Annotated in this window: 9 protein-coding genes; all 9 read right to left on the bottom strand. The window is 57.8% G+C overall.

Features of this window, described 5'->3' with window-relative positions:
• Window positions 1-14: 14 nt before the first annotated feature.
• A complete protein-coding gene (locus IPM16_10550) occupies window positions 15-3,467 on the bottom strand; it encodes an SAM-dependent DNA methyltransferase (protein ID MBK9123541.1) in 3,453 nt (1,150 codons plus the stop codon).
• Window positions 3,468-3,485: 18 nt separating this feature from the next.
• The gene (brxC, locus tag IPM16_10545) at window positions 3,486-6,920 is read right to left on the bottom strand and encodes a BREX system P-loop protein BrxC (GenBank protein ID MBK9123540.1); all 3,435 of its coding nucleotides are present in this window, start codon (window positions 6,918-6,920) and stop codon (window positions 3,486-3,488) included.
• A gap of 11 nt (window positions 6,921-6,931) precedes the next feature.
• Window positions 6,932-7,483 (bottom strand): DUF1788 domain-containing protein, encoded by a 552-nt coding sequence (locus tag IPM16_10540; protein MBK9123539.1) that lies wholly within the window; start codon window positions 7,481-7,483, stop codon window positions 6,932-6,934.
• Window positions 7,470-8,030 (bottom strand): hypothetical protein, encoded by a 561-nt coding sequence (locus IPM16_10535; protein MBK9123538.1) that lies wholly within the window; start codon window positions 8,028-8,030, stop codon window positions 7,470-7,472. Before IPM16_10535 ends, IPM16_10540 begins: the two co-directional genes overlap by 14 nt.
• Before the next feature lie 363 nt (window positions 8,031-8,393).
• Window positions 8,394-8,732 carry a helix-turn-helix transcriptional regulator gene (locus tag IPM16_10530; protein MBK9123537.1) on the bottom strand — a complete coding sequence of 113 codons (339 nt, stop codon included), beginning with the start codon at window positions 8,730-8,732 and terminating at the stop codon, window positions 8,394-8,396.
• A gap of 223 nt (window positions 8,733-8,955) precedes the next feature.
• Complete coding sequence (locus IPM16_10525; GenBank protein ID MBK9123536.1) at window positions 8,956-9,405, bottom strand: hypothetical protein; 450 nt, start codon at window positions 9,403-9,405, stop codon at window positions 8,956-8,958.
• 223 nt (window positions 9,406-9,628) lie between these two features.
• Window positions 9,629-10,141 carry a hypothetical protein gene (locus IPM16_10520; protein ID MBK9123535.1) on the bottom strand — a complete coding sequence of 171 codons (513 nt, stop codon included), beginning with the start codon at window positions 10,139-10,141 and terminating at the stop codon, window positions 9,629-9,631.
• Window positions 10,138-10,449, bottom strand: coding sequence for a DUF2958 domain-containing protein (locus tag IPM16_10515; GenBank protein MBK9123534.1), 312 nt, complete (start codon window positions 10,447-10,449; stop codon window positions 10,138-10,140). The genes IPM16_10520 and IPM16_10515 overlap by 4 nt, the downstream gene beginning before the upstream one ends.
• Window positions 10,450-11,051: 602 nt before the next feature.
• On the bottom strand, window positions 11,052-11,990 hold the full coding sequence (locus IPM16_10510; protein ID MBK9123533.1) for a replication-relaxation family protein: 939 nt from the start codon (window positions 11,988-11,990) through the stop codon (window positions 11,052-11,054).
• Window positions 11,991-12,035 lie beyond the last annotated feature (45 nt).

Here is a 12,035-nt window from a genome sequence, read left to right as displayed (position 1 = left end):
GGTCGATTCGCACTCTAAACGATCCTCGATGACTGCTTCGCGGCCTGTTTTTCAGCCAGAGTCAGATGATGATCGTTGATGCGATCTCCGTTGTGGACGTGATACCACGGCGCGGTCGATACATCCTTGCCGCGGTCTTTGCCCCACTCAATTCTGGGCTTATCGCGCAGCACGCCGGCGCCTTTCTTGCCGATGTCCGGCACGGACATGAACGGGCGGATGTTCAGGCGCACGCCATCGTTGAGGTCTGGGTTCCAGCCGATCGGCTGTTCGTGCAGCGGCTTCCAGCGCACGAAGATGTCGTGCGGCTCCTCCCCGTGCAGAATCAGGATCAGGCGCTTCTGCAGCGTTTCGGCCGCCGCAAGCTTCTCCTGCGCGCCATCGACGCCTTGGGCCACGTCCTGCTTCTGACGCGCGATCCAGTCGCCGAGGTAGTTGTAGATCACTGTCTCCAGCAGCTTGTAGTCGAGCTTGTGGTAATTGACCAGCGCCGAGAATCCATCGCGAAGGCCGTCCCAGATGTGCCAGATGAACGGGCGCTGGCTAAACAATGCGCAGTGCTGGCTGAAGAACTTGTCACGCAGCCACGTCTCGAGCGACTTGCCGGCATGATCGGCGCTGGCCAGCAGTTGCGCGAGGACGTCTGTGCTCCAGGCGTCGCCATACGCCGCGGCGAGTAGGTTGAGCAGGCGGTCGGTGGCGGGACGTTCGCCGCGCACGGCCGGGATACACACGATACCGTCAAGATCAGCGTAAGGCAGCAGATCGACGGACTTGGCGACCCACGCGCGCTGTTCGTCGGCGAGTTCCATGTCTTTGTCGAGTTCGGCCGGCCAGCGGTAGCCGAGCAGGCGGGCGACCGCGACCTGGAGAACGGTGCTGTCGGTGCGGAGCGGCCCGTGATCGGTCCACTTGGTGGTCTCGTTCCAGACGACGCTGCCGCACGGGTGACCGTGGAAGATCCACTGCGTCGGGTCGTCGGAGTACGGCTTAGGCAGTCCGTGCGGGTACTGTTCCTCGGCGACCTTCTGCCACCGCTGGAGATCGAAGGGGACTTTAATCAGATACTTGGTCTGAACAAGTAGGCTTTGATTGATAGCACGTACGGCCGCGTGATATTCGGGTGAAGAGCAGTAGCACCAAAGCGCCGAAAGGTGGTGAGTGTTGAGTGGAATCAACGCACAACAGTTCTCACTATAGATATTCCCAGTGTATTTGCTCGCGCGGATTTGGCCGGTCTTGGTTACACATACACCCGGCTTCCCCCAGTTTGGCTTTCCTCGAAGCCAGTTCTGGACCGCGTGGTTTGTGTGGCGCATGCTTTGCGCGTAAGCGTATAGTTGCCCTCGTTCCTGCTCCCAGAAAATCACATCGCTGCATCCACCGTAATGTTCCGTGGAAGCAACTGTTGACTGGACATACTCCCAATCAGGCTGCAAAAGCTGGATCTCCCAAAACTGTCTGACAAACCGGTTTAGCTCTCCCGTGGATATACCTGATAACGCCGAAGCATAGTCAGAGAGATATGCTCGCCCGGAGTTGGTTTCAAACTCTATCCGGCTATCTGGGTTCTTCAGGTTGTCCCGCGAGGCGGTTAATGAGCCAAGTTCGTTAAGCAATGCTGCCGACTTGTCACTTGCAGACGAAGACGATGAAACGTCTAGGCCCCACAGACGTTCGCGTCCAGTTTGATCGGTAGAAAATACAGTTTCGGATGCAGATTCTCCTCGCAGAATTGCTGCGAGGATCACTTTGACAACCTCACCAGTGATTGTCTCAAATGCTCCCGAACCCAATTTGGCTACTTGCCGCAACGTGTGGTTAGTCAACAAGTGCTTCCGATAGGCGGTGTAGCGCTTCAGGTAGAGCCAGTTCTGCGGTACCACTACACTTACAACGCAGGTTTCGTGTACGAAGTCCAGGACGCGTTCTAGGAATGCTGTCGCCAGATCGTGCCGTCCATTGAAATAATACGATTCGAGATGAGCGCGAAGCGTATCGTCTTGTGCCCCAATGCCCAGATACGGCACGTTGGTGATGACCCAGTGATACTTGGCGGCCAGCAGCGACGCCGCCTTGACCATGCCTTGTGCCACCACGCCGGCGGTATGCCGTTCGCCTTCCGGCTCGCGGGCCAGTGCCGCGTCGAACGCATTGCGCAGCTCGTCCCACGACGCGATGAAGTCGGTGCCGGCACGCGCCGGGTTGATCAGACTGCCCAGCACCGGCGCGTCCTCGAACAACTCGTACAGCCGGTTAAGGCCGAACTCCAGCCGGGCATTGCCAGATACGAGGCTGCGCCATTCGCTGCGGGCGGCCTTCACCGACACGCCCGAACACGCCAGATGCAGCTCGGGCAGGTCGCGGTACCCCGCGAATCGCCATGCGGTCAACGCCAGCGCGAAGGCGGCGATCTCGACGCAGCGCTGGTCGATCTCCAGTCCGTGCAGGTTGTCGCGCAGCACAGCGTCGCATGCCTCGCGCGGTGTCAGGCCTTCCAGTTCAGCACGCATCGGCGCCAGCATCAGCAGGGCAGAGACGAGGAAGTGGCCCGATCCGCAGCACGGGTCGAGGACCTTCAAGTCGCTCAGGTGCTCCGGCCACGCGTCGAACGTGCCTGCGGCAGGTGTCCACGCGCCGCTTTCTTCGTCACGCACGAAGCGCAGGTACTCCAGCGTCACACCGGGGATGGCGGCCTTTTGGCGCAGTTCGGCTTCGCTTTGGGCATCTTGCAGGTCTTCGGACGTCAGGCGTCGCGCCCCCCACCACGCCCCCAGCGCGTTGTCGAGCAGGAAGCTGACCATGTACGGTTCAGTGAACAACTGGGTCACGGCCGGCAGCTCGCGGGCCCCAATCTTGACCTCGCTCTTGTTGACCTCGTCTTTCTTCTTGGCCTGCCAGAACTGATAGACCCAGCCGAGCGCGTCGGCCGCAATGAAGGTCTCCGATGGCAGATCGGCGAGCAACCCTTCCAGCTTCTGCTGGTTCTCCGGCGGGAGAACGAGTTCCAGCACCGGTGAATCCTGGCGGAAGATCTGCGGCAGCATCTGGCTGGCAAAGCGGGCCGCCAGTTCCCAGCCGTTGCGGGCGCCTTCGCCTTCGGCCAGCTCGTCGCACTCCTGCAAGGTGACCGGCACCGGATGGTGCGGGTCCGGGTACATCAGTAGGTTGTTTTCAGCCAGAAAACGGGCAAACAGCATGCGGTGCCAGTGTTCGTAGGCGACCTCTTCGCACAGGCGGTCGGTAGCTTGCTCGCCGGTGCCCTTGCGTTCGTCGCCCAGTTGACGGCCATGCGCCCGTAGTCGCCGACGCAGGTCGCGCTGGGATTCGGAGAGATAGTCGTAGGGCTTGGCTTCGACAACACCGACCTGATTGATGGCGGTTTTGGCGGCGGCCTCGGCGACCTCGCGGGCTTGCTGGATGGTGCGTTCGAGGTCGCGACGCAGGCTGCGCTCCAGAGGTTGCATTCGGGTCGGCTCCATCGGTTACTTGAGAATCACGGGACCGTCGCTCAACGCGGCGGTGATCTGCGCTTTTACGCTGGCTAACCACACTTCAAGCTCGGCTTGATCGCGAATCGTTTGGCGCGGCACGGTGAGCGTCTGCGCCTTAGGTGCCAATAAGCGCGCGGCTTCCTCGCGTGCTCGCTCAAAGCGCCGGCTGAGGGCGTCGATGCGGTCGTTCCAGCTGGTAAGCGGATACACCTCCAGTGTGTTGAGCAAGTCCCTGTAGTCTGTAAGGGCGAGCTCGAGTTCTGCCTCGATCTGATTGTCGCGAGCCAACTCGCTCTGCTGAACGTTTGAGATCGCCTGCCACGACGAATCAGCGTTGAGGAGCTGCCAGCCGCTTTCGAAGGTCCGGTTGTACCGCTGCTCCTGTTGGCGCAGCTCCTTGCGCAGAAGGTCTTCTAGCTGTTGATTGAGTGGGCGCACCGGATCAGGATCGTGCAGCAGCAGTCGTTGATTGAAGATAGCATCCGCTTCCCCGCGGATTGGGTCGGCGTCAGTCAGGTCGTCCGCAAACCGGAGCAGGTGAACAAACTCGTCCCAGATCGACATGCGTTCATCGATCTTCGCCGCAATGGGGCGCCATGCATTGATGGCGTTGGTGATCTCGTCGCGGCGGTCGTACAGGGCCGCCAACTGCTCGTTGCCTCCGCTGATGCGAATCGGCTCCAGGAACGCCGTGCTGGGCCGGGTGGGGCGTGGCGCATCGCCGCCCGCGCTATCGGCAAGCTTCTCCAGTTTCTCCAGCAGCTCACTGACTCGCGATTTCTCTTCGTCCGGCTTGACATTGATGCCAAGACTCTGGAACCGCTTGCGGATTTCGATCAACTGCACTTTTGAGATCGTCGTCGATTCGATTTTGAAGGACGATTTTCCAATCTGCCGGCGTTCCAGTTCGGTCGGGGAGACTGGTTGACCCTTGTCATCATGAACGCGAACCAATCCAGCCACAAGCAGGACCTGCAAGGCGCCATCGATCGTGTCCTGCGGCCAGCCATACGGTGTGGAATCAAACGTGTTCCGGATGTCGCTGCCGAACTTGCCGGCTCCGATGAACCGCAGCACTTGGCTGCACACCGGGTGATCGCCGGGTTCACCGGCGAACCCGACGTGTTTAAGGGCGTCTGGCGCTCCTTTTGCCGCCTGTTCGTAAACCTTGGCCCACCCTTCGTTGTCGCCCGTGTTGAAGTTCGGGTACAAGCGTGACAGCGCACTGTCGGCTGCCTCACGGATGGCAGTGGCCAGATCGGTTCCGATCACCTCATCGCCGCCGCCCTTGAACACCTTGGCGTGAGCGAATGCTTCACCAAGCAGCTCACGGATCCGTCCGTCTGCGCGCTGCTGATTGGTCTGCATGGCAGCACGGGCTTCCGAACCTTCGGGGGTGTTTGGATTACCGCGCTTGTCCAGCGTCGCGGTTGCCGCCTTGTGGTTGATCAGTTGGGTGCGCAGATCGTCGGCTGTGCGTTTTGGGACGAAGACAAAGATGGTGGGTGACTGCTGCCCAGCGGCCCGCGCGTCGGCCTGCACAGATGCCTCGGTGACACTCCAGCCATCGCGCACCCAAACATGTATTCGCTTGTCCGCATCACGCGGGAGCTGCTCGAAGGCCGGGGAGATGTCACGCGGTGTCTTCGATTTGCCATGCGTGATAGCAAGACTCTTGGTTGGCACCAGCTCTGCAAATTTCGAGCGAATTCGGGCATTGCGTTCCGCGTCGACCAGCTGACTTTCGTTTGACAGTTGGCTGCGCTGGCTCTGGAATTCGTCGTTCCAGGCAGCGCTTTCCTCGGTCTGTATGCGGTAGGTATCGCCAATCTTCATCAGCAGGTCGCAGCGATCCAACACGCCGACAAGTCGGCCGCGTAGCGTGCTGCTTCCGCCATTCAGGTCTTCCACGAGTAGGTCTGCAATCGCGTCGGCGTCTGCCTTGAGGCCGAGTTCGGTGTTCGTGTCGGCAATCTTGTTGATTAAGTACACCAATCCGACAGCGCGTGCCATCAGGCGCTCGTCATCCGACCCTCGAATCCACGTCATCGTTCGCTCGTGGACTTTCCGGGGCAAGACGTGTGCTTGCAGCAGCTTGTCGGCCGAATCGAAGTAAAGATAGTCGGCAGGGATGACGTGGCCGACCGGGGCGTCCAGATTGGTCTGGATTGCCTTGTGGACCATGCTCAGCTGATTGCGAAGCTGGCTGTCGGTCCCGGTCTGGTCCAGAACGCGCAGCGTGTTCTCCCAGAATCTGCGCCTCACGGGGAGGATGGGATAGTCCTGCGAGAAGATTTCTCTGTCCGATTGGCGATGCCCGAATGTAGTATTGGCGAGGTGCCGAGAGATTTCACCGATACTGCGGTCCATCACCGCCAGGATCTGTTCTCTTGCGGTCGCCTTCTTGGCAAGCACGACTTTGCGAATAACCGAATCGACATCCGCGTCTGATAGCTCAACGCGCACTGTGAATCGCCCCTCAAGCTTCTTGAGATTATTAGTTGCGGTTACCGCGGTTTGACCCGTTCCTATGAACAGAAGCCTACTGCCAAGTTGCGTACTGCAAGCTTCCACCGCCTCCTGAATGTCGAGCGAGCGATCCGGGTTATCGCCGATGTACTGCTGTACTTCATCCAAAACGATGAGTGTTAGCGGGAACTGCCCGTCTTTGCTCAGCGCGAGCTTGAGAGAAGCAACGAGATCGTCTGTGGTGATGTCCCTGACTGGCGGATACTGTGCACCAAGCGTTTCGGCGCAGCTCTCCGGAGACGCGAATGTGTGAGGGCGCACCTCGACAAGCGCTGCGTGAAGACCCTCTGCAACATAGAGGTTTTCAAGCTCCTCAGACCAGTCGTAGCCGTTCTGCTCGACCAGTGACCTAACCTGTTCGTAGATGCCTTCCCTCTTCAACCAGAGTACAAAACGTGCCTGTGGGTACTGGTGTGGCAGATCGACGGACTTGAACACAATTCGCAGAAGCGATAGTCGGACGCTGTTGCTGCTTCCTGCGCCCAGAGTTCCCGACGCCGCGTGCAAGCCCCCGTACCGGCGCCCAGCGTTGGTAAGTTCTGTGAATCGCTCGCGGACGGCGTCCGGCAGGACCGCAATGTCGCGCGGTTTTTGTCCGTCGGGGAATGGCGCATTTGACCATAGCGCACGGAGCATCTTGACGAGGTGCGACTTGCCAGACCCGTAAAAACCACTGACCCACACAGCCGGTTGCCGATCCTGATTCAGGTTTCTTAGGTAGGTGTCGAGTATGCGCTCTAGCCCATCTTGATATTGACCGTCGCACACAAACGTCTGAAGCTCATACTTCAGTATATTGAGTGCGTGCTGGGTCCGGTCATCATTGACGTTGGCCACGCCTTCGTTGACGAGTTTACTGGTTGAGGGGTCCGAGCTGTATACGTCGCGATTCTTCATTCCATTGCCTCTCAGAGATCCGCGTCTGCGGTGATGGCTACCGCAAGATAATTCCAGCCATCGTAAGCGTTCAAGAGCTTGTAATTATTGTTTTCGTAGTTTCCAGGAAAGAATACTACGAGTCGTCCACGGACCAAAGGTGCGAATGTCGCAACAACATCGCGCACCTTTACGAGGCCGAAAAGCGCAGCGACACCGGTCAGCGCAACGACGGAATCCGCTCCAATGTCGGGATTCTGAAGAAATGAACTGAATCTCCCAAGGAGAAACCGACTGTATCCATCAAGCGCCGACGAAATGAGATCAGGCCGCTCAAAATAATGCTCGCTATACCGTAATTGTGACAGCCATACGGCAAAAGTGTCCGTGAAGTCGAATTCAAACCAACCATGGCTGACGCTGTGGGTCGCAAGGTCGAACTCCGGAATCTTTGCGCGAAGATGTAGCTCCTGGGTTTCGCTATAGACGCAGAAGATCACCCGCTCTTCAGGCGAAGCATCGTCACGCCAAGGTACCCGCAAGTGCGTTCTGTATGACTCTACGAGTCTGTCAATTTTGCTCATTGAGTTGCGACATCTCCTGGCTGGAAAGGAACCTTGGAAAACCAACTTCCAAAGCACCTTCTACGTGCTTAAGGACAATCCATCCGCGTTGCGCAGCCTGACGTGCTTTCTCGATTGCATCCTGTGGTGTACAGTCCAAGAGTTTCACGTAGCCTTCCTGAACCAGCTGCAATCCCCGTCTGCCGTCAATGTAATTGAGGAATAATCCATACACGACGCTTCCAACCGTAGGGCTGGAGTAGATTCGAGTTTTCCGGACCTTGCCCGCCAGATAGCCTGCCTGGGTCCAACTAGAATTGATATTCTTCGCGATCGACATAAGCGTGGTTTCGCTGAACCTATTGGGTTCCAGACTGTCGATCCAGTCTGCCGTCTGATCTCGGGTCATTGTCGAACCGATGGGAAGGTCAACAATTCTCGGCGCTATGGAGTTCAGGATTGAGTCACGTGCACAGGCACAAAGGATCGCTACATGTTGGCGCGCCTGCACGTCCCAGTCCCACGAGCCGTAAGCCACGGAAGACGGCAATTGACGGTTCAAGGCCATACAACTCGACAAGATGCCTAGCTGAAATTCGACGATTGCTTGCGGACCGCTTATTGAGGCAGTTCTGATCCACGATTGCCTCAATATACTCGCCTCGAGGCGCGGATGCTTCACCTACAGAGTCGAGCAACATAGTCAGCTCGCGCAACATTATTGTGCGAGCCGTGTGGCTGCTATTTCGATTTAGGACAATTCCCGAAACTAGTCGATGACCTGCTCGTGCCAAGTTGGAATTCCATTCAATTGACAGATCTGAATAGGCATGTCGGTGCATTGCGTGTGTGTTGCTGAAGCCCAGCTAACAGAACCCTAGTTTACCAGCACTGATGGGTCCATTTGTGTCTAGAAACTGACCGCTATCCGTCAACGGGTGTCTGTATCTGTGGATTCGCGCAGCAACCGCACTATCTGCACTGCCGCTTGCTTCGCCTCGATAGTCGGTAGCTTTCGGAACTCGGTCAGCATGAGCTGATCGAGGCTGTCGAGCGTCATGTCTTCGCCAAAGAAGTAGCTGACAGGCACGATCAGAACTTCAGCAAACCGGATCAGCTCCACAGCAGGCAGCTTTCGCAGGCCGTTCTCGTATTGCGAAATCGCCGTCTGGTCTTTGCCGACCGCCTCGGCGAATGCTTCCTGGGACAGCCCGATCTTCTCGCGTGCTTGCCGGATTCGAGCGCCAATCAATGCCAAGGCGTTGGTCATCAGATGCCTCAAGAAGATGAGAGTGTATTGCGATTCTACAAATCCGGTGTATTGTGTTTATAACGTTTATGCAGTGAAGTGATACGACTCAATCGCATAAGCGTATCGACCGGAGGCGAGCACAAGGAGGCGTCGACATGTTCGACGGGGGTGGCGGTTCCTAATCGTTCGGTTCACGCAAGGCGAAGCGGCGGCGCTATGACATTGGTGCCGCCGTTTCCGTTTACCATTCCCAGCGGATGATGTACGCCTCAAAGAGCTTCACCTTCTGCGTCGACCATCGGTACTCCACGTCACCGCCTGGTAGCAGATGCTCATGCACGCTACTCAGTTCTACCACTCTGCGGGTGTTCTGTTCAACGAGAGAGACTGACCGAGGCAAACGGCCTGACGGAAAGACAACCCCAATCGACAGCGACCGGTGCGGATGATCGATTTGTGTCTGGAAGTTGCAGACCGACGTCGTGAATCCGTTGAGGATGACGCGGCGCGTCCGGATCACGTCATGGTCGCCCGCATGGCGCGTCGCTCGCAGCGAGATCAGTGTCTTCCAGCGAAAACCTTCCTTGTACCGATCCACGACAACACCTGGCGAGCACGAGTACTCGGCGAAGATGTCGCCATCCCCCCACGCCTGATCCTGTACTGCAAATACATCATCCCGCAAATACACGACCTCCTGAACCTTCTCGTGTATCGCCTTTCGCCCACGGCGATCGCACACCCGCAAAGTGACACGATGGTCTTCCACTCGGTAAAGGCCTCGAAATCGGTTTGTCCGATAGTGCTGCCACAACCGACTTGCCCAGTCGCCTAGTGGCAACCCACCAAGAAGCTGAACGATACGAGGCAGGGTGGTTGGCAGTGAGAGGTATGGATCAGGCATAGTGTCGAGATTACTCTGCGCCCAGGTCGTCAAACCAGTCGGGAAAATCCTCCATGTCGGCAATTGCGCCGTCGTCGTCCGTGAGATCGGCGATCTGCTCAAACAACTTGCCACGGCTGGACTGCGTATGGCGCTGGAGCTCGGCTGTCACTTCCGACTGTCGAACGTGCACCATCTCAAGTACGTCGTTCGGGTTCTGGATCGGAGCGTCTGGCTCGGGTCGAATCGAACTTGGGTAGAAGTGCCACTCGCCGTGAACGTATCGATCTCGGTACTCGTGGAGACCCAATCCGAAGAACGTGAAGATGATTCGTCCCTGGAGTTCGTTAGCGCGCCCTGCGGTGATGAACAAGAATTCGCCATAGGAGTTCGTGTCAATGCCGGCACGATAGATTGTGTGTTCCGGATGCGACAAGTACTCAATGAACCGGTCGTGACTGACGCGCGAATAGAGCTGTTCTTCTTTCGTGAACGAAAACGAACTGGGCTGTTGCTCAGTTGATGATCGATGTGCCTCTTTCATAGTGAGTCTTGGTGTGCGCTGTACAACACTTTGAGCGGGGTGGGGTCGAAATAGAGATCGCGCTCAAGAGGCAGACCGAACGGCCCGCGCGCGCCTTCAAGCTCACGCAGTGAGAAGTACCCCAATTCCGCCTCGAATCCGACGACCAATCCAAAAAACATATCCTCGCCGTCATACTCGGTCGGATACCATGTCCAGTTGGAACCTGGTGTGAAGAACTTCACTGGTGCAACCGCTTCCCAGCCCTTACCATCCGTACTCCGAAGTGGCGGCAGAATAGCCCGTAGCTCACCTGGCAGCAGCTCCATGGCTTCGCGCGGGTACAGCGCAACATCGCTCACCTGATCGTGGCTGAAAGAGAGCCGATAACTACGCATGGTATCGCGATCTGCAATCGTGATCGTATTGCGGCCCAGCCTGGTGACCGCAATCGTAGGGTCGACGTCACCCGCGGCGAGTGCATGTGCCAACACAGTCTCGACCGAGGCAAGTAGCGGAATCTTCACGAAACCGAAGAGGTTGAAATAAGGCACCTTGTGCGGAGATTCGATCAGCTCGCGCACTACACCCGACGGGAAGGCCACGGCCGGATAAGCTTTACCGCGCAGTTGGGCTTGATTGTATTGTCGAGCGAGAATGTCGCCGTGAAGGTAGTACAGTCCTTCGGCGACTTGGATGGGGCGATTGAGTTGTGAGGTCTCCTGCCAAGGCATAGCTTGTTACGGTATAGCATGCGGCGGGAGACGAAGTCAACAACACCGACCGCACAGACGGCGTGTCCAGATGCGAGCAGAATCGCCTCCTGCGGCGATCTGTTGGTCTCGATCTCCGGCGCGGCAGGAATTGTCCGGATACCGCCTGCTCTGTGCCTGCGAGTGCGCGGCAAGGACACTGCCCCGTGCGGTTATCCTCAGGATAGCAGATTGAAGAGCGCTGTGGGACCGGGTTGATTGCCTTGAAGCCAAATCGGGGCCGTGAGGATCGCCTTTGCGTTCACCCGATCAAACGTCGAAAACATGAACATTGCGGCATGTTTGCCGAGTGCCTGCTCGGTCGTCGCCTTGAGGTTCGTCAGACGTCGATCTCCGGTTGTCACGACGAGCCAGCGACCCGCGTTATATCCGAACCGCAGGCGATAAACGTCGCTCAGAACATACGCGACGGAAGGCAGCGCTTTCTCATGTGCCCAGCGGTGATTGTCTTCAGTCGAGCGGTCGATCTCCCAGAGCAGTCGCGAGGTGTATTGCCCTTGCTGCACGACGCAATACCCATCGGGACGCACATAGCGCTTGGCCAATCGCCCGTCAGGCAGCCGAAACTCGACTTTGTCAGGATGTGACCAGAACTCTCCAGACGAGATCCAGCTTCGAAGGCGGAACTGGTCATTTGATTGATACGCTCGGGTAACAGCGATACGCACGTCATTAACCGCGATGTCGTGGTCGAGCTGCGCCCAGCGCGGCTCGCGCCGCCACGAAAAGTCGCGGAGCGGCGTGCCCGATAGGCCTGCGACGAACGCTGCGCCTTGTTCGGTCAGCCAGTAGATCGTTCGCGCTGTTCCCATACGCTGACGCAGATTCGGTCGATTGATGTAGCCGTGGTGAAACAGCAGTCGCATGCGCAGCAACATCTGCGAACGACCGGAGAAGAAGAGTTGCTGCACTTGATCGTCAGAGAGAAAACCATCATGGGTGTGGATCGCTTCCAGAATGCGCCTGTCGCGGTCTGTAAGACGCATAGGAGGTCTGTCTGATGGCAATGCCCTACGGTACGGTGAAAGTCGGGTGACGAGGCGTTGTGGGCGATCGTAGGGGCTCTGGCGCAATTCCGAGGTCGGTGAAACGTACATGCTTACTCACCCTAGCAGATTCGACCATCGGATGCAACGTGCGCC

This window comes from Candidatus Flexicrinis affinis (assembly GCA_016716525.1).
Lineage (GTDB): Bacteria > Chloroflexota > Anaerolineae > Aggregatilineales > Phototrophicaceae > Flexicrinis > Flexicrinis affinis.
This window is presented reverse-complemented; position numbering and strand designations above follow the sequence as displayed.